This window comes from Shewanella sp. KX20019 (assembly GCF_016757755.1).
Classification (GTDB): domain Bacteria; phylum Pseudomonadota; class Gammaproteobacteria; order Enterobacterales; family Shewanellaceae; genus Shewanella.
Genome location: NZ_CP068437.1, coordinates 3,268,894 through 3,288,798, shown reverse-complemented (window position 1 = coordinate 3,288,798; position 19,905 = coordinate 3,268,894). Strand labels below are relative to the sequence as shown.

The 19,905-nt window shown below is 43.9% G+C and carries 13 protein-coding genes; 10 read left to right on the top strand and 3 right to left on the bottom strand.

Annotated elements, in window-relative coordinates:
• Positions 1-247: 247 nt before the first annotated feature.
• Both JK628_RS14405 and JK628_RS14400 read right to left on the bottom strand, forming a co-directional pair.
• On the bottom strand, positions 248-1,534 hold the full coding sequence (locus JK628_RS14405) for a sensor histidine kinase (RefSeq protein WP_202285315.1): 1,287 nt from the start codon (positions 1,532-1,534) through the stop codon (positions 248-250).
• The gene (locus tag JK628_RS14400; protein WP_202285314.1) at positions 1,521-2,207 is read right to left on the bottom strand and encodes a response regulator transcription factor; all 687 of its coding nucleotides are present in this window, start codon (positions 2,205-2,207) and stop codon (positions 1,521-1,523) included. The genes JK628_RS14405 and JK628_RS14400 overlap by 14 nt, the downstream gene beginning before the upstream one ends.
• Positions 2,208-2,438: 231 nt before the next feature.
• Between JK628_RS14400 and JK628_RS14395 the strand changes: the two genes are divergently transcribed.
• The 3 genes from JK628_RS14395 (at position 2,439) to JK628_RS14385 (ending at position 7,893) form a co-directional block, all read left to right on the top strand.
• The gene (locus tag JK628_RS14395; RefSeq protein ID WP_202285313.1) at positions 2,439-3,635 is read left to right on the top strand and encodes an efflux RND transporter periplasmic adaptor subunit; all 1,197 of its coding nucleotides are present in this window, start codon (positions 2,439-2,441) and stop codon (positions 3,633-3,635) included.
• Positions 3,636-3,637: 2 nt separating this feature from the next.
• Positions 3,638-6,754: a multidrug efflux RND transporter permease subunit gene (locus JK628_RS14390; protein WP_202285312.1), complete on the top strand. Its 3,117-nt coding sequence runs from the start codon at positions 3,638-3,640 to the stop codon at positions 6,752-6,754.
• 311 nt (positions 6,755-7,065) lie between these two features.
• Entirely contained in the window at positions 7,066-7,893 is an 828-nt protein-coding gene (locus tag JK628_RS14385; RefSeq protein WP_202285311.1) for an aminoglycoside phosphotransferase family protein, read from the top strand.
• Positions 7,894-8,228: 335 nt separating this feature from the next.
• On the opposite strand, the gene mnmC is transcribed toward JK628_RS14385, so the two are convergent.
• Positions 8,229-10,109 carry an FAD-dependent 5-carboxymethylaminomethyl-2-thiouridine(34) oxidoreductase MnmC gene (mnmC, locus tag JK628_RS14380; protein WP_202285310.1) on the bottom strand — a complete coding sequence of 627 codons (1,881 nt, stop codon included), beginning with the start codon at positions 10,107-10,109 and terminating at the stop codon, positions 8,229-8,231.
• A gap of 231 nt (positions 10,110-10,340) precedes the next feature.
• Between mnmC and fabB the strand changes: the two genes are divergently transcribed.
• The 7 genes from fabB to JK628_RS14345 all read left to right on the top strand — a co-directional run bounded on the left by fabB (position 10,341) and on the right by JK628_RS14345 (position 19,870).
• Positions 10,341-11,552, top strand: coding sequence for a beta-ketoacyl-ACP synthase I (gene fabB, locus JK628_RS14375; protein ID WP_202285309.1), 1,212 nt, complete (start codon positions 10,341-10,343; stop codon positions 11,550-11,552).
• A gap of 128 nt (positions 11,553-11,680) precedes the next feature.
• The gene (locus JK628_RS14370) at positions 11,681-12,811 is read left to right on the top strand and encodes a 4-phosphoerythronate dehydrogenase (RefSeq protein WP_202285308.1); all 1,131 of its coding nucleotides are present in this window, start codon (positions 11,681-11,683) and stop codon (positions 12,809-12,811) included.
• 2 nt (positions 12,812-12,813) lie between these two features.
• Complete coding sequence (locus tag JK628_RS14365; protein WP_202285307.1) at positions 12,814-13,830, top strand: aspartate-semialdehyde dehydrogenase; 1,017 nt, start codon at positions 12,814-12,816, stop codon at positions 13,828-13,830.
• Positions 13,831-14,007: 177 nt separating this feature from the next.
• Complete coding sequence (locus tag JK628_RS14360; RefSeq protein WP_202285306.1) at positions 14,008-17,037, top strand: FimV/HubP family polar landmark protein; 3,030 nt, start codon at positions 14,008-14,010, stop codon at positions 17,035-17,037.
• 164 nt (positions 17,038-17,201) lie between these two features.
• On the top strand, positions 17,202-17,987 hold the full coding sequence (gene truA, locus JK628_RS14355; protein ID WP_202285305.1) for a tRNA pseudouridine(38-40) synthase TruA: 786 nt from the start codon (positions 17,202-17,204) through the stop codon (positions 17,985-17,987).
• A 16-nt stretch (positions 17,988-18,003) separates the two neighbouring features.
• Entirely contained in the window at positions 18,004-19,272 is a 1,269-nt protein-coding gene (gene folC, locus JK628_RS14350; protein ID WP_202289833.1) for a bifunctional tetrahydrofolate synthase/dihydrofolate synthase, read from the top strand.
• The gene (locus JK628_RS14345) at positions 19,265-19,870 is read left to right on the top strand and encodes an SPOR domain-containing protein (protein ID WP_202285304.1); all 606 of its coding nucleotides are present in this window, start codon (positions 19,265-19,267) and stop codon (positions 19,868-19,870) included. The genes folC and JK628_RS14345 overlap by 8 nt, the downstream gene beginning before the upstream one ends.
• The last annotated feature ends 35 nt before the right edge of the window (positions 19,871-19,905 follow it).

The window sequence follows — 19,905 nt, the reverse complement described above, 5'->3', positions numbered from 1 at the left end:
AGAGGCTAGATGACATAACAAGAGCCCCTGCCATAAGGCAGGCCGCAGGTTGTTGGAACCAAAGCTGTTTTTGCATAAACTTACCTCTGCCCCAAAACGTGCCACATGTAATGTAAGTTGCATGTTTAAGCTTGTTTTCTTAAATAGTGGCTAACAGGTAGTGACCGCTACAGCCTTTACAGCTTAAAGGTGAGTAGTCATATTACACGATAAACGCCCTGGGTAAGTCGCCATGCTAACTGAACTATTAGCGGAACTTTATTGTTGAAATGTATTTATTCGGCTTAGTAGCTATATTAAAGTTCCAGTCTAATTTTTCACTGATTTGTTTAACGAGTTTAAGCCCCAGACCAAATCCATCGGCTTTATCATTTTCAAGCAGCAAACCCTCGTTTTCAATGACCAGTTGGGCTTGATTAAGGTTTATACGGATTTTTCCCTCGTCAATATGTTGCATAGCATTGCGGATTAGATTGGCAACAACAATATTCATCAATACTCTCGGACAGTGAATATTTGCCTCAACCAGAGATTGTTCTATGGCAACTTTTTTACCCATAAGTAGGTAACTATGCTGCTCAACCGAATCGACTAATAGCTGGGTTAGGCTAAACAGTGTTGGCTCTGGGGTAGAGATCTCTTTGCGAGTTAGCCACAATAGAGTTTCGGTTAACTGGTGCATGTTTTTCCCTGCACGGGATAATCTTTGCAGTGCCGACTGAGTTGCTGCAGGAGGTTCAACTAATAATTGTTCAAGTAGCTCTGCATTGCTCTTAATAATCGAGATAGGGGTACGTAGCTCGTGACTGGCATACTGCAGAAACTGGCTCTCTCGCTGGGAGGCCGCATCAACCTCCTGTAAACTTTGATGAATTTTTGTCGCAAGGCTATCCAGCTCACGGTATTCAAAAGAGGGTACGGGCCTGCTTAAATCATCGCGGCTTAAGTGCTGCGCCCACAAATTTAGTCGATGTATTGGTTTAGCGATATGGAGAAACATACCCCAAATGGTCAAGATAAGCGCGAGTATAACCAGCAGAGATGCTTTCCAAATTTGATCTAATTGCGATTCTGCTATTTGCCAGTAACTTGGTATTTCAGATTGGTATTCGACGACCAAATAATAGATGCTGCCATTGTATTTTTGAGCGGTATAAACGTAGTAACCAAGGTCATTATCAATTGAAACCGGAGAAGTTAGCCCAAGATCTTCAAAAATTAAATGATTTGATTCGGAATTAACATAACTTCCGACCTCAAGAGCCTCCCTAGGGTACTGTTGGGTAATGATGTTAGGTAGCTGCTCATAAGATTGAATGACGCGAGTCTCTATGATTTCGAGATAGGATTCGATCGCATCAATTCCCTTCTCTGCGATAATTTGCTCGGCTTTAATCATATTAAAAGTGAGGCTTGTATCGAGTGCGCGGAAGTAGTTTTCTCTTGCCCAAAGGGTATAGCTAAGAATGAGCACCACAAGTATGAGTATGATGCTAAACATTAATACTAAGGTTAAACTTTTACGTAGTTTCACAGCCTTTTCCTTGTCGTAATGCCCAGCCCTTACCTGTTAATGTCTGTAATAACTCAGCGGCATCAACTTTTGTAAGTTCACGGCGTAAATAGTAAAGGTGTGCTTTAAGTACATTACTATTTGGTGGCTCGTCACCCCACAATGCATTTTCAAGGGTTGCTCGGCTTACGACAGCAGGACTTGCACGCATTAGTGTTTCGAGCAAGGTGTAACATGTAGGGGATAATTCGAGTTGTTCTTGTCGATAAAACACAATCACATTGTCGCAATCCATGACTAAATCGGCCACCGCTAGGCGCTTTACTTGGCTGCTTCGACGACCTGCAAGAGCGGTCACACGTGCAATTAGCTCTCTATTGTCAAATGGTTTTGCGAGGTAATCATCCCCTCCAGCGTCAAACCCTTCTAATTTATTATCGATACTGCGATATGCCGTTAAAAACAGTACTGGCGTATCGATGCCGTCAGTTCGAAGTTGACGACAAAGCTCAAAGCCATTTAGTTGCGGTAAGCCTACATCGACAATGAGTACGTCATAGTCATTTACTCTAGATAGCGTCAGTCCGGCCTTACCATTGCTGGCATGATCAGGTTGCATCTGCGCAAGTTGCATTAGTTGTAATAATGTTTCGGCGAGATCACGGTCATCTTCTACTAATAATACTCGGATCATACTCTTCTCTCACTAATGCTTCAGGACACTATTTACTATCAAACTGATTCTAGCGACTTCTGGGTAAAGGTTGAGTAAAAGTCTGTTTCTATCTCTTATCCAAAAATAAAAATGCGCTTCACTCTTGGATTTACTCTGTTTTTACCTTGGTTATTTTAGAATACATAATCGTGAAGATACAGATATGTATATCAGCAATAAATTCAGGAGATTAGGCTAATGAGGTTGAGAATGCGTCCAATAATGGATATTGCTATTTTGAATCGTACCGCAATGTTAGGGGCAATCCTTTTACTCAGTGGCTGCGGTGAGACTAGCGCTGAACAGCCATGGGCTGGCCCGAATATTGTCAACGTGTCGACAGTTACGGCAACTCTTATCCCTGTGACACTATTTGATACTCTGCAAGGGCGAGTCAAACCGCTGCGCAGTGCCAATATCCACCCGCAGATTAGTGGCATCATTACCGAGCGGCTCTTTAAGCAAGGTGATCGACTCAAAAAAGGGCAGCCATTATTTCAAATCGACCCTCAGACCTTTGCAATAGACGTTGCGATAAAGCATGCAGCATTAAAGAGAGCTCAAGCCGATCTCGCCTTGCAGCAAAGTCAGTTAGATAGGTTAACCGAATTGGTCAAAACTCAGGCGGTCAGTAAAGAGTCTTTTGAGGCGGCACAGTTCAATCAGCAAATTGCTGCAGCGAGCGTACTGCAAAATCAAGCAGAGTTGCAGCGTAGTCAATTACAGCTAAGTTACAGCACGGTAATCGCTCCCATCAATGGCACGATTGGAGCCGTTATTACGACAGAAGGGGCGTTGGTGAGTCCGACCGACAGCATGCCGATGGCCATCATTCAGCAAATCGATAAGGTCTATATAGATGTGCGTCTTCCGGTGGAAAAACTCCCGCAATTGCGGCAGGTATTGGCGGCGGGGGATGAGCTTGGGGTCACCGTTGAGCTATCCACAACACCTGATGATGACATCGTGGGGCAGATCTTGTTTTCTGGTATCAGTGTCGATGAAAATACTGGTGATCTAACTGTGCGGATAGAGGCCGATAATCCTAAGCTGAAGCTGCTTCCAGGGATGTATGTACGCACTAAGATCCCTATGCCAACAATTAATGCAGCTGTTATCCCGCAGCAAGCACTGCAACGTAGAGGTAATGGTGATCCTTATGTCAATGTCATCGTTAATGAAAAGGTTGAACGACGAGCAGTAACAGTAGCAGGGCTTAAGCAAGGTCAATACATTGTTTCAACAGGACTCAGGGCGCAAGATAAAGTGATTGTAGCGGGTAATGAGAAGCTACGGCCAGATGTTGAACTCAAACAAATGGCTTGGCAACAACTGCCGCACACGGCATTTCACTCATCTTCGAAATCGTCAAAGACCATATCATCTGCCAAGTTGAAAGAGGACTAACTATGTCGCAGTTTTTCATTTCTCGACCAGTGTTTGCTTGGGTTATTGCAATTCTTATCAGCATAGCCGGCTTACTTGCTATTCCCCAATTATCGGTTGAGCGCTTCCCAAGTGTCGCTCCGCCAAGCATAGGCTTGTATTTATCTTATCCAGGGGCTAGCCCAAAAACGATTAACGACAGTGTAGTGTCGTTAATTGAGCGTGAGATCTCGGGAATTAAAGGCTTACTTTATTTTAGCTCCTCTTCCGATGCCAGTGGCAATGCATCGATCACCGTGACTTTTGCAAATGGAACCGATCCTGAGATGGCTCAGGTTGAGATCCAAAATAAAATAAAAGCGGTCGAGCCCAGACTCCCCATGTCAGTTAGGCAAACAGGGGTCACAGTTGAAAAAACATCATCCAACAACTTGATGTACTTAGGGCTTGTCTCGGACAGTGGTCAACGTTCAGAGCAAGCATTGAGTGATTATATGGTGCGTAATATCATAGAGGAGATAAAACGTGTGTCTGGTGTTGGCCGCGTGCAGATGTGGGGCTCTGAATTTGCCATGCGGATCTGGGTCGATCCGGTTAAGTTAACGGGTCTTAACTTAACTATGGACGATGTGACTTCGGCGATAAGAGAGCAAAATATACAGATCTCGCCAGGTAAAGTCGGCGATGCACCTGTTAGTCGTGGTCAAAAAGTGGTGGTGCCACTGACTGCTCAAGGCCAGTTGGAAACGCCGCAGCAGTTTAAGCAGATTGTTTTGCGTTCACAGACCCATGGTGGTGTCGTTTTACTTAGCGATGTGGCTGAGGTTGAGCTGGGGGCACAAAACTACTTATATCGTAATCGTGAGAACGGACAAGAGTCGACCTCGGCTGCTATCCAGCTCTCGCCCGGCGCGAATGCTATTGCAACGTCCAATGGGATTAAAGCCCGGATGGAGGAGTTAAAGCTGGTGATGCCCGCTGATATGGACTATAGCATCACCTCTGACGCGGCCATTTTTGCTAAAATATCCATTGAGAAAGTCGTTAAGACTTTGCTCGAAGCAATGCTGCTAGTGTTCTTGGTGATGTATTTGTTTTTACAGAGCATTCGCTATACGATAATCCCGGCTATTGTTGCTCCTATAGCCTTGTTAGGCACCTTTGCAGTCATGCTTTTAGTGGGATTGTCGATTAATGTTTTTACGATGTTTGGCATGGTATTAGCTATCGGTATTATCGTTGATGATGCGATTGTGGTTGTTGAAAATGTCGAGCGAGTGATGGCCGAAACCGGTTTGCCTCCGAAAGAAGCTACTGAGAAGGCGATGAAGGAGATTTATGGGGCGGTGATCGGGATCACTGCGGTGTTATCGGCAGTGTTTATTCCGATGGCTTTTGCCTCGGGCTCGGTCGGCACCATTTTCTTACAGTTCTCACTGGCAATGGCGGTAGCCATCTTGTTCTCGGCATTCTTAGCATTAACCCTAACACCAGCCTTATGTGCCACATTGCTAAAACCTGTTACGGCGGCCGATCATAGTAAAACGGGTTTTTTTGGTTGGTTTAATCGCCAATTCTCAGCAGTGACACACGCTTGCGGCAACGGCGTAAGATATCTTGTGCTGCGATCGAAGAGAATGATGCTGCTATATGTCAGCATTGTCGCCATCTGCGTCGTCAGTTTTGGTCTTGTACCGAGCACTTTCTTACCAGAAGAGGATCAAGGCTACTTTCTCACCTCTATTCAGCTTCCGAGTGATGCAACGGCAGAGCGGACCATGACAGTTGTAAAAAAGATGGAGGACTTTACTCGTAATCGAGACGCTGTGGCGGCTAGTATGAATATCTCAGGCTTTAGTTTTAGTGGCTCGGGGGCGGGTTCGGCTTTTGGGATTACCACCTTAAATGATTGGGGTAAACGACACGGCAGTAGTACTCAGTTAGAGATGCAGGCATTGGCTGAGCACTTAGCAGATTTAACCGAAGGTGAAGTTTTTAACGTGTTACCCGGCGCAATAGAGGGACTTGGTAACTCATCTAATATTTCCTTTCAGCTGCAAGATAGGGCGAATTCTGGCTACGACCGCTTTCAAAAAATACAAGCTGAGTTTATCACTAAGCTTAACGAGAGTGATAAAATAGGCACGGTGTTTCTCGAGACCTTGCCTGAATCAAATGGGGTAAAACTTAATATTGATCGCGCCAAAGCACAAGCTCTAGGAGTGCCTTTTAACGCTATCAGCGAAACGATTTCAGCCGCGCTAGGTTCGAGCTATATTAATGACTTTCCTAATAATGGCCGCTTACAACAGGTGATTGTTCAAGTGCAGGCATCTTCGAGAATGCAATTAGACGATATTTTGCAACTGTCTATCCGTAACACCCAAGGTGGTACTGTCTATTTGCGTGAATTTGTGACTCCTGAATGGCAAAAAACACCACAGCAGTTAACACGTTTTAATGGCGTTGCAGCCGTTAGTGTGTCTGTCGGTCCCGCTGCAGGTTACTCATCGGGTGAGGCAATGCAAGAGATCACTGACATTGTTGCTTCATTATCTGCGCCTGCGACGGTGTCGTGGACGGGGTTGTCACTGCAAGAGATCCAAGCTGAATCACAAACTACCATGCTATTGCTTTTCTCAATGCTAGTGATATTTCTGGTGCTATCAGCGCTTTATGAAAGTTGGTCAATTCCGATTGCAGTGATATTAGTGGTGCCGCTCGGAATAGTTGGCGCCGTTGGCGCTGTGATGTTGGCTGACATGCCAAATGATGTCTTCTTTAAAGTAGGTTTAGTGACCATTATTGGTTTATCTGCAAAAAATGCTATTTTAATTATTGAGTTTGCCCAGCAAGCCCGTAGTCAAGGCGTGCCATTACTAGAGGCTGTGACTAATGCGACTAAGTTACGGTTTCGCCCGATATTGATGACATCATTAGCCTTTAGTTGCGGCATTATTCCGTTATTTATCGCTACCGGTCCAAGCTCAGAGATCCAAAACTCCCTGGGCACTGGAGTATTGGGGGGAATGTTCAGTGGCACTGTGTTGGCAATTTTATTTGTGCCAGTCTTCTTCGTGTTTGTGAATCAACTCATTTCGCGAAGCAAAAAAGTGTTTAGGAAGGATCTTATGTCCTAGCATCAATAAATTGCTCTCAACATCAATCGTCTCTACTGTTTCCAAAAGTGTAGAGACGAAAAACCAATTATTGCTTTGATTTTTTGTCATAGGATGATTCTGAAACAATTAAGTATTATTAGCTAAGGCAGGGTTCAATATAATGGCATAACAATTTGATCCAAGTTGTATATGGGCACGTGTGGGCTAATAGAGAGCTAAAAATTAGAGGGGGCAAAGTGGCATTGACATCAAGTAATTACCTAGCATGTAGCGTATTGGCAAGTCTATCGATTAAATACTCCGAGCTTCGTTATACTGGTGACGGGCACATGAATAAAAGTTGGATTGTCTTATGTGACCACGAACCTGTCTACGTGCTTAAGAAATACAACGGAAGTAGAGAACTTGCAGATATAAAAAAAGAACACAGTGTCTTGAAAATGTTATCTACATGCTTGGATTGTAAAGTACCTACACCGCTAGAAAACGTAATTACTTGTGATGAGGCGAACTTTGGACTATTTCAATTTATTGATGGGGAACAGCCTGCAGAAACGACCGAAATAATTGAAAAAGCAGCCAGGTTAATTGCAAGAGTACATGGGAGTATTGCTTCCAGTAATTTATCACTGCCTTACAAGGCAGAGCCGATATGTAAGAGAGTTTTAGAGTCATCAATAATCATCGCTACCTTAAATAAGCTTGGTGGAATCTATGCTGAAGAAGCGTTTCACGAACACGTTTTATTTTTCTATCTGAAAGTAAAAAATACGCTACATAAACTGGAAAGCATTCTTAATTATAAACATCTAATACATGGTGACTTTGGGATTACTAACTTGGTCAAAACTCAAAGTGGTACTTTGGCGTTAATCGATTGGGATGAGATGCGTATTGATTCTCCATTGATGGATATAGTGAGCTTATGTGCATTTTCTGAGTTAAAGCCAAAGAAGTCTATTCGTAATAGCGTTATCAACTGTTATTTATCGGAATTGCAGCGTATCGAATATAAAAATTATGCGTTAATAAAAGAAGGATTGTCCAACATCGATGCACTTATTGAAGTCGTTCATTACATAGAGCTATCTGAAATGGTTAGAGTTGAAATGTTAGACGTTGACTATTTAATTATGCTGACAGGGTATGAAAAGTAAATAATCAATGCTTAATGGAGAATATATCTTGAACAGTAACACTTAGTCGTAAGAAAGCTATTCAAGCCGTAGTACCTCGGCGAATTATAAGCACTTTTGGCCAAGTCAGTTTATGCGAAGCAGATAAATTAGACTTGAAGCACTAACTCAGTTATGCATTGAAACGAATTACATACCGCTTGCTAGCATACGCTGCATTGTGCTTGTTGATAAGGTCTAGAATAGAGTAAGGAGGCGATAGTCCTCACTTACATCAATACAGCGTCCACACATTTACCAATACTAGATGTAAAACCATTCGCAAATATTGGGCCTGCATTGCGACTAGTGCTATTTTACTCTGAGCCACTCTCTATAGCTTTGCCCTTAAGCAGCTTTCGCATCCACATTCTGTTTGGATTTAAAAGTGCGATAAAGTCAGTGCTAAGAGGCATTATTTCACCACAGATCTGCGCTGCAAGTGCTTCAGCGGCTAAGGGACCTGAACTTAAGCCTCGTGAGCCTAACCCACCTAGTATATATAATCCCTTATGTACTGGTGCTGGCGTATTTTGCCAGTATTTTCTGCTGGCGGGTGTGAGTTGATGTGCTTCATAACGTAACAAAATAGCCTCGAGATCGGGAGCCGGTCCCATCATAGGTGCATGGTCACGCGTGACCATTCGAACGCCCACTCGGGCACTGTGTTTGGAAATGTCAATATCACGATTCCAGTCTTTATTTAAATAGCTATCTTGAATTTTGTGCAGGTTATCCAGCTGTTCTTGTGGGCTATAGTCTAAGTGAGGGGCATCTTTTACATAACTTGCACCTAAGCAATGTAAGGCGTTGTTCATCGGGGTCATATAGCCATGAGCACACAAAACAGTACTGAGCTTTGATAATTTAGCTCTTGTTGGCGCATGACTGACTTGACCTCGAAATCCAGTAATTTGTAGGTGCTTCGTTTGCTCGAATCGAGTTAATGATTTGCCGTTGGCAACGATAACTGTTTTGTAAGGGCCTAAACGTTGTCCATTGCTGACTAGGAACCAGCCTTCTTGGTTATTTTCGAGTGCGCTTATCTGGGTGTTTAACCTAATCGTTACGTCTGATAACTGACTTGCCTGCTTAAATGATGCTTTGGTGAGATCTTGCGGCGCCAGCCAACCGCCCAATGGATAGAATATCCCTGCTTCATCAATCTTGATACTTGCCAGCTGGCTGGATTGCGTGGCAGTGACCGCGTGTGCGATGCCCGCATGCCAATGGTAGCCGTTAATGATCTTCTGTACTCGTTTTCGACTGCGCTCATCATGACCGGTATGTAGCACCCCGCAAAGGTCAAAATCGATTGCATGCTTCTGACTTGTAAGCGAAATTAAACGATGCAGACTAAACAGATAGGCCTGCTGGAAATACTGGCTGAGGGTATTATTATCAGGTGTCAGCAGCGGATATATCGCCCCTTGTCGATTGCCGGATGCTGCTTGGCCAAGATCACTATCTTCGCAAAATACAGTGACTTTCTGTTTCCGTTCGGCCAGTGACAACACTAAACTTGCACTGGCAATACCGCCACCAATAACAGCTATTTCGCCTGAGTTTACCGCTGCATGGATCGGGTAGGGTGCTTGCTGGGTTACTTGCTGCGATCTTAATGCATGGCGTTCCATCAAAGGCACATCATCTACAATAGCTGATGCTAAGTGAGCAAAACCAACCGACTGGCTAAGTTGCAGCAGCCGCTGCTGAACGTCTGCTGTCAGCTTAGCTGAGATAACACAATCACAGCTATCTTCACTGTGCTTGGCCATTTGCCAGAATAATGCTTGGCTAATGTAGTGTGAATCAACCTCTGCAGTACAAATCCAATGCGCAATTAAGCTTGTGCCGCCTAGGGGGAGCTGCCGTAACTGCTGCTCATAATCTCCAAGATGAAAGTCAATGACTAAGCGGCCCTGGTTTAATTTGACACGTTGGCAGCCTTCAATAGCAACGAGTTGAGTTTCAGGCTGGATCTGCAAAATGTCTTTAAACGATTGTGATGCAAATAGTTGTTCAATCCGCTTATCTATAACGCTAAATATTTTAACTGTTAGCTGAGAGTTCGATGCTGATTGTTGTTCAACAAGCTCGATGATGCCGTTTACCGCATCGAGTCCGAGCATAGCAATTGTGATGTCATTAGTGTTTTCAGCGGCTACGTTGGCTTGAATAATTTTACTCACTGTCATGGTTACGTCTTTAATGTTAAATTAAACCCTCATAAAAACAGGGTAGGGTTTGCAAAACTTGGACTAAATTGTACATTTTAATCAAACAATTTAGGCAAGGATTTTACTCAATGTCCCATATTAGACATTATTTTTGTGTTCTTTATGGAAAGCTGACCACTTTAATGGAATAAAAGCGATACCATTGGCACAGCAAAGTGGGTACTACCTGTACAGAATGGATAGTTAATAATGAAAAGAGTCGTGATCACCGGACTTGGCGTTGTCTCAAGCATCGGTAACAACAAGCAAGAAGTCACTGAATCATTGAAAGCTGGTCGTAGTGGTATTACTCACTCAGATCAGTTTGAAGAAATGAAGCTGCGCAGCCATGTTTGGGGCGATATCAAGTTGGATCCTAAAGAGCACATTGATCGTAAAGCACTTCGCTTTATGGGCAATGCCGCCGCATACGCTTATATTGCTATGGCAGAAGCGATAGAAGATGCGGGTCTAACTGAAGAACAATATTCAGATCCACGGGTCGGTATTATAGCGGGTACTGGTGGAGCATCTTCTGCTAACCAAGTACAAGCAGCCGATATATTGCGAGAAAAAGGCGTGAAGCGCGTTGGGCCGTATATTGTGCCACGTATCATGTCGAGCACTGCAAGTGCTTGCCTTGCAACACCTTTCAAAATTAAAGGCATGAACTATTCAATTAGTTCCGCTTGTGCCACTAGCGCACACTGTATTGGCCATGCGGCTGAACTTATCCAAATGGGTAAGCAAGATATGGTGTTTGCAGGTGGTTCAGAAGAGGTCGATTGGACGTTGACTATGGGCTTCGACGCGATGGGTGCATTGTCTACAAAGTACAATGACAATCCAGAGAAAGCGTCACGCACCTATGATGCTGACCGAGACGGTTTTGTTATCTCTGGTGGTGGCGGCATCGTTGTCGTTGAAGAACTAGAGCATGCACTTGCACGTGGTGCAAAAATTTATGCCGAAATTGTTGGCTATGGCGCATCGTCAGATGGCTATGACATGGTTGCTCCATCAGGTGAAGGTGCTGTTCGTTGTATGCAGATGGCTTTAGCCGATGTGGATACTCCGATTGATTATATCAACACACACGGAACTTCAACGCCTGTAGGTGATATGCGTGAGCTTGAAGCGTTACGTGAAACCTTTGGTGATGACTTACCGCCAATCGCATCCACTAAATCGCTAACAGGCCACGCTTTAGGTGCCGCCGGCGCTCATGAAGCTATCTATAGTTTGATTATGATGGAAAACAGCTTCATCGCACCAAGTATCAATATTGATACCGTAGATGAAAAAGCCGCGGGCATGCCGATTGTCACTAAAATGACAGAGCAAGTACTCAACACTGTAATGAGTAATAGCTTTGGTTTTGGTGGAACAAACGCCACCTTGGTTATGCGTAAGTATAAGTAAGCCAAGTGTTTGATTGAAAAAGGAAGCCTTAGGCTTCCTTTTTTTGTATCTGTATTTTATGTACTAAGGGCTGAGCAACTTGTTAGAATGTGTGCTTTACGGATTCTGTACACATTTTAGGGACCATTATGAAGATTATTGCCGATGAAAACATGCCTTATGTTCAACAACTATTTGGCGATTTAGGCACTATCGAAACCGTGAATGGCCGAGAGTTAACAGCAGAGCAAGTTAGCAGTGCGGACGTGCTACTCGTGCGTTCAGTTACCCAAGTGAATCAATCATTACTGCAAGGCAATAACCAGCTGAAGTTTGTGGGTAGCGCAACCATTGGCACTGACCATATTGATCTGGACTACCTTGCAAGTCGTAATATTCCATTCTCTAATGCGCCTGGTTGTAATGCGACAGCTGTTGGAGAGTTCGCCTTTATTGCCATGCTTGAACTCGCTCAGCGTTTTAAAAGCCCATTAAAAGGCAAGGTAGTCGGTATTGTTGGTGCCGGTAATACCGGTACTGCTGTAGCAAAATGCCTAGCAGCATATGGGATAGAGGTGCTACTTTGCGATCCTGTTTTAGAAGCCAAAGGCGACCCTCGTCATTTCGTTTCGTTAGACACCTTAATCGATAAATGTGACGTGATTAGTTTGCATGTGCCGATTACCAAAACGGGTCAGCATAAAACATGGTACCTTTTTGATGAAAGCCGATTAAATAGTCTACGTGAGAACACCTGGCTGCTTAACTGTTGCCGTGGTGAGGTCATTGATAATCGTGCTTTGATTAAGTTTAAGCTGCAACGAGAAGACGTCAAAGTGGTACTTGATGTATGGGAGGGTGAGCCTAACCCTATGGCTGAGTTAGTGCCTTTTATTGAGTTTTGTACACCGCACATTGCTGGTTACTCATTAGAGGGTAAAGCGCGTGGAACCTACATGCTTTATCAACAGTTGGCTAATGTGTTAAACATCAAGGCTGAAAATTCAATGGAAAGCTTGTTACCCGCGTTGTGGAGTGAGCAAGTTTCAGTGAACGAAATGGTAAACGAAAGGGCATTAATACAGCTGGCTCGATTTGTCTATGATTTGCGCGATGACGATGAGTTATTCAGGAAAAACTTTCTTAATAACCAGGGGTTTGATCATATGAGAAAAAATCACAAGCATAGACGTGAATTTAGCGCATTAAAGGTAGGCAATATAGGCCAAACTAATGTAAATTGGTTATCCAAATTAGGCTTTTCAGGAATCGAGTTGTAATTATGTCGCAGGAATATAATGTTGTCGTATTAGGTGCATCGGGCGCAGTGGGTCAAACAATGATTGAGATCCTCGAAGAGCGCAATTTTCCGATCGCAAATTTGTACCCTCTAGCCAGCAGTCGTAGTGCCGGTAATACGGTCAGCTTCCATGGTAAACAGGTTGAGATTTTAGACGTGGATACCTTTGACTGGTCGCAAGCTCAAATTGGCTTCTTCTCCGCTGGTGGTGATGTATCTGAAAAATGGGCGCCTATTGCTGCAGAGCAGGGATGCGTTGTTATCGATAACACCTCGCACTTCAGATATGACATAGATGTTCCATTAGTGGTTCCTGAAGTGAACCCAGAAGCCATAGCTGACTTTAGAAATCGCAATATCATTGCCAATCCTAACTGCTCGACCATTCAAATGCTGGTGGCACTTAAACCCATTCATGATGCCTTTGGGATCTCGCGCATTAATGTCGCGACATACCAGTCTGTTTCAGGTTCAGGCAAAAAGTCAGTTGAAGAGCTAGCAACACAGTGTTCTAAGTTGCTTCAAGGTTTGCCTATTGAACCCAAAACCTATTCAAAGCAAATTGCGTTTAACGTATTGCCGCAAATTGATAAGTTTATGGATAATGGCTACACCAAAGAAGAGATGAAGATGGTGTGGGAAACACAAAAAATCTTCGGTGACGAAAGTATCGTAGTAAACCCAACTGCTGTACGTGTGCCGGTATTTTATGGTCACTCAGAAGCTATTCACCTTGAAACATTACAACCTGTCGACGCTGAAGATGTTAAGGCTGTGTTGAGAGGTGCTGCAGGCGTTGAGTTGTTTGAGTCTGATGAAGATTACCCGACGGCAGTTACTGACGGCGCGGGGACTGATCCTGTCTATGTTGGCCGAGTCAGAAAAGATATTTCTCACGACAATGGCATAAACCTTTGGGTTGTCTCTGATAATATTCGTAAAGGTGCCGCCTTAAACAGTGTTCAAATCGCTGAAGTCTTGATCCGAGATTATTATTAATTAGGTTTTGCATTGAGCATAATCGCCTAAAAAGCCCGCATTACGTGGGCTTTTTATGTTTTAGAGTTGTGAACAGTAGCAGGGCATCTTAATCTAGTTTATAGTAATCTCAATAAATACAATTGCCTAAAGCTTGTCGCTAAAACAGTGACTCCTACGCTTCAAAGGGAAGGATTGATGAACTTTCGCACTTCGCATTTTGTTGGCATTTTTGCCGTCGTTTTAATTGTCTTCACTGTTGGACCCTCTATTGATACAGCAGCTGCAGAATCATTAAAGATCACCGGTCCTGAAGGCCAAAGTAAAATAGTTAAGCGACAATATGGTCCTACAACATCATCTGATACTTTTTGGAGTATTGCACAAGCGGTAAAACCTGATAATAGCGTGACTGTTTATCAAGTGATGTCGGCGTTGTTTGACGCCAACCCTCATGCTTTTAGTGGTAAAAATTACAATAGCCTAGAACGTGGAATGATTTTGCTGGTGCCGTCAAAAGACGTCATGCAGCAGGTATCCAAATCTGTTGCCAAAAAACGTGCTCAAAATAATGATCGTGGTTGGTCGTCTACAGCGCAAACAGATGTCAAACCTACCAAAACCATCTCAAAAAATATTGTTAAGCCAGCCGTTGAGTCCACAGTAAAAACGGTCACTAAGCCAAGCGAAACAAGCGCTGAAATTAAATCACTCACTGAAGAGCTTGAACAGGCACAAACACTTAATTTGGCACTGACTGATGAATTGGCTCGTGCTACCGACGAAATTACCATCGGCTCAACAGATACTGAATCCTTTCAAGAGCAGATCTCGGAATTACAAGCCGAAAATTCGCTGTTAAAGCAAGCATTGCAAGATAAAAATGCTGAGATAGCAGCGCTTAAGAGTGATGTTGTAGCCAAGCAAGAAAAGATTGATGTACTGAGCCAGCCCAAAGAGCAACCTACATCGACGATTTGGCGATCATTGATGGACAACCCACTGTGGCTTATCTTAGGCGCTGTGGTGCCAGCTCTCCTTATACTCGGCCTTTTCTGGATGTTTATACGTCGCCGCAATGACAATGACGGCAACGTTGAGGCTGATAATGTATCTGATACCAATCAAGCAGATGCATTGACTGAAAAAGATATAGGAGCATTGAAGGAGTCTGATGCCGATGAAAGCCTAGCAATACATTTAGACCCAGAGCAGGCTAATGATCCTGTTGAGTCAATGAACGAGATCGAACAGCCAAATACAAATGACTCATCTGAATTTGTAGTTGAAGAAGCTGCAGATGAAGGTCAATCGTTAGATGATCTATGGGCTGAAGCGATGGGTGAGCAAGATGGTAACGCTGACGACGGGCAGCCATCGACAGAAAAAGATGATGACCTTGATGCATTGTTATCTGGTTTTGATGAAGAGCCTAAGGCTGATGTCATAACAGAAGGTGATGACCTTGATGCGTTGTTGTCTGGTTTTGACGAAGAGCCTAAGGCTGATGTCACTGCAGAAGGTGATGACCTTGATGCGTTGTTGTCTGGTTTTGACGAAGAGCCTAAGGCTGATGTCATAACAGAAGATGATGACCTTGATGCATTATTGTCTGGTTTTGATGAAGAGCCTAAGGCTGATGTCATAACAGAAGGTGATGATCTTGATGCATTATTGTCTGGTTTTGATGAAGAGCCTAAGGCTGATGTCATAACAGAAGGTGATGATCTTGATGCATTGTTGGCTGGTTTTGATGAAGAGCCTAAGACTGATGTCATCGCAGAAGAGGATGATATCGATGCACTACTTGCGGGTTTCAGTGAAGAGCCCGTCTCTGCTGAGGATGATATTGATGCTTTATTAGCGGGTTTTGATGAAGAAACAACTCAACAGCCTATAGACGAAGTGGTTAACAGCGAGTCTGAACTTGATGACTTAGATGCACTGATAGCCGCTAATAGTCCAGAGGTTAAGGTTGATGAGCAAATTACAAACAACGATGACTTAGATTCGCTACTTGCAGAGTTTGATATTAACGCTGATGAGCAAGAGGAACTGGCCAATGATGCTGATATAGATACATTGTCAGACGAAGTCGCAGCTGAACTTGAGCTACCGTTAGAAATTGCTGCTGAGCTTGATCTTAGTGTCGATGATATAAGTACTAATGATGCGGAGTTAGATAACGAATTGGATTCGTTGCTTGCGGATCTGGAAGCTCCAGTCGATGAAAATGCACTGCATTTTCCGCAAGAGTCAATCGCATTAATTGATGATATTGCTGCAGAGTTAGAAACAGAAGTTCCAGAGCAACCCGCAAAAGAGAATGAACTCGATAACTTATTAGCAGAGTTTAGTTTGTCAGAGACATCAGCAGATGATGTGCTTAACGAACTTGATAGTGACAAAAACAGCATGAGTGCCGTCGATGAGACCACTGATGTTGATTTTAGTTTGGACTTTGATACCACTGAGCTAGAGACAACAGAGTTTCCTGAGCTCAAAAGCAATGTTGAAACTGATGTTGCTAGCGATATTAATGAGGAACCTCTACTAGACTCGAACCAAGAGCATGACAACATGCTTGAGTTTAGCTCGACGCCAATAGTGCCAAGTGATACATCGGGAAAAGACAGTGGTTTCTTTGATGATCTAAAAGGCCCCAAAAAGATTGAGCCAGAAACACTTGATTGGGACGCCGCAGCTACTGAATTGACAGATTCAACATTAACCGATGATGAGTTGCTTAGTGCACTTGCTGCTACCGGGTCATCAGGTGTCGAGGCTGAGGACGAAGATGACATTAATTCGTTTATTATCGATGATGACAAGCTAACGGTTGATCAGGCATTAGCCGCACTCGATGCTAACGAAGTGAAGGCTTCAGAAAGTGTTATTCCTGAGCATGACTTAACGTCTTTCCAAAAGGACAACGGCTTTATCGATATTGACCGATTACTCAATGAAGCAGATGAAGACAATGTCGAAAGCGATCTTTATCAAGAGTTAGACGTCGATATGGGTGAGCTAGATGCATTAATGGGCAATACCTCAATGGTTGACGTTGATGACGCGGAAAATTCAATTAATGCCAAACTTGATTTAGCCCGCGCCTATATTGAAATTGACGACAATGATAGTGCCCGTGCCCTGCTTAAAGAGGTTGAGCTTGATGGCAATGATAGACAGCAAGAGGAAGCGGCGGGATTGATAAAAGAGTTAGTGTAAAATAATCAGTTAAAAACGGCGCCTAAGGCGCCTTTTTTATGCTTATCGTTTGCCGCGGTTATGCTAGAATCGCCGCCTATTAAATGATTTCGTTTACCGATAGCGTCGAACAGTATTTTGGCGTTGTTGCTTAAACATAGTTGAACTGAGTTAAGAGGTGTGTAATGCGGGTTGCGTTAGGTATAGAGTATGATGGTAGTCAATATTTCGGCTGGCAACGGCAACTCGATGTAGACTCTGTGCAGGCCCAGTTAGAAAAAGCCCTCTCTAAAGTGGCCAATGAACCGATTACGGTTCAATGTGCCGGCAGAACAGACACCGGAGTACATGGCACTGGGCAGGTGGTTCATTTTGAAACTAATGCCATCCGTAAAGAATCAGCGTGGACATTAGGGGTAAACGTTAACTTACCTGATGATATTGCTGTGCGTTGGGTTAAAGTGGTGGATGATGAGTTTCATGCGCGTTTTTCAGCCACCGCTAGACGTTACCGCTATATGATCTATAACCATCAACTCCGTCCAGGCATTTTGCGACGTGGTGTAAGCCACTACCGCGGTGAGATTGATGAAAATAAGATGCATGCAGCGGCGCAATTATTTGTCGGTGAGCATGACTTTACCAGTTTTAGAGCGTTGCAATGCCAATCTAAAACGCCATTTCGTGAAGTGCATGAGGTCAATGTCACTCGCCAAGGCATGTATATCTGCGTTGATATTAAAGCCAATGCCTTTTTACATCACATGGTACGCAACATTGTCGGCACCTTGCTTGAAATTGGTAAGGGAAATCAGCCGCAGGAGTGGGTTAATACATTATTAGCATTAAAAGACAGATCAAAAGCGGCTGCCACTGCCAAGCCAAATGGATTGTATTTAGTTGATGTGACTTACCCTGAACAATTTGAATTGCCAAAGTTGGCCCTAGGCCCGCTATTTATGTTGGACTAACGCTGTGACTGAATCGATGAAACAGGTTGCCCCCAAAGCGCAGGCAGCATTGAACACTTGGCTCGATTACCTGTTGGCTATTCATCCAACAGAGATTGATATGGGCCTTGTACGCGTATCAGAGGTTGCTTCTCGTCTAGGGCTCACAGAGCTTGGTATGACTAAAGTTGTCACTGTTGCGGGGACCAATGGCAAGGGAACGACCTGTGCCATGATCGAAGCTGCATTGCAACAAACAGGCAAAACAGTGGGAGTATACAGCTCGCCTCATCTGCTCCATTACAATGAGCGCGTGCGGATCAACGGTGTAGATGCAACAGATGAGGCGCTTGTTAGCGCTTTTGAGGCAATCGAATCCGCCCGTACTGACATCTCCTTAAGTTTCTTTGAATACGCAACCCTTGCAGGACTTGTGCTGTTTAAGCGGGAACATCTTGATGTTATTTTACTCGAAGTAGGCTTAGGTGGACGACTCGACGCCACCAACATTATTGATGCCGATATCAGTGTTGTGACCTCGATAGATCTCGACCATCAAGAGTATTTAGGTGATACGCGTGAGTTAGTCGCCGCTGAAAAAGCGGGAATATTCAGGGCTGGACGAGCGGCTATTGTCGGTGAGCCAGATTGTCCACAAACACTGATTGACTATGCACAAAGCATTTCGGCTAACCTATACCGAGTCGGGCATGAGTTCAACTATACGTGCCACGGAGCCGATTGGCATTATAGCGGCCAGCACTTCAATTTGAATTCACTACCATTACCAAAGTTGCCGCAACCCAATGCTGCAACCGCAATAGCGGTGCTAGAGCATCTATCCCCAGACATCGATAAAGCTGCTATTGCTGATGCCGTGGGTAATACTCAGCTCGCAGGACGTTTAGAACATGTGTGCGATAAACCGCGTGTCATGGTGGATGTGGCGCACAACCCCCACGCTGCGCGGTATTTACGTTCTCGCTTAGAAAATGTCAGTAAGCAGCGCTTATTTGCCATTTGTGGCATGTTAAAAGATAAAGATGCAACAGCGGTGCTTTCAGAGCTGTCATTAGACATAACACATTGGTATCTTAGTGATTTAAATGTTCCGCGTGGCGCCACTGCGTTAGCATTAAAAGCGTTATTGCCCCTTGATAGTCAAGCGAGTTGCTTTGCGACCATTGGCGCAGCTTGGAATGCTGTTAAACAAGATGCAAAAGGCGACGATATGGTGATTGTTTTTGGTTCATTTTATACCGTGGCAGCTTTTAAAGAGTTGCTAAAGGGAGAGAGTTTTGTCTAGTCATTTTCAAAATCGTCTAGTGGGTGTGATTGTTATTGTCGCCTTAGGTGTGATTTTTTTGCCTGATATTCTTGACGGTAAAAAGCAGCGTCAAGAGGAACAGTTTGCTGAGATCCCGTTAAGACCAGAGGTCGAGGACGCAGCATTACCGCCGCAAACTATTGAGACGTTAGAGATCAATACTGATGAATCAATTGTTTCAAATGGCGATGATAGTTGGAAAATTGAGCCAGCAAAAAAACAAGACCAAGTAGCGGTTACCCTTGAGTCTACAGCTGACGTTAACAAAGCGGTGGTTAAAGTGGAAAGCACCAGTGCCACCGTCAGTAAAAAAGTGGCTGGCTCTAACGCCAAAGCATGGACGATTCAGCTAGGCAGTTTTAACAATGCAGCAAACGTAAAAGCACTCGTTAAACGCTTACGTAATAAAGGCTTTACTGCTTATACTTTGCCGACAAAGCCCATTGATGGCCAGTTGACCAAAGTGTTTGTCGGACCGAATATAGCCAAAGACAAATTAGTTGCAATGCAGTCTGATATTGAAAAACTGACAAAGTTGAAAGGCCGCATTGTGGCATACAACCCTGTCGAAAAATAACAAGGTGTGATTGTCCTTATCCGAGAAATAGTAAT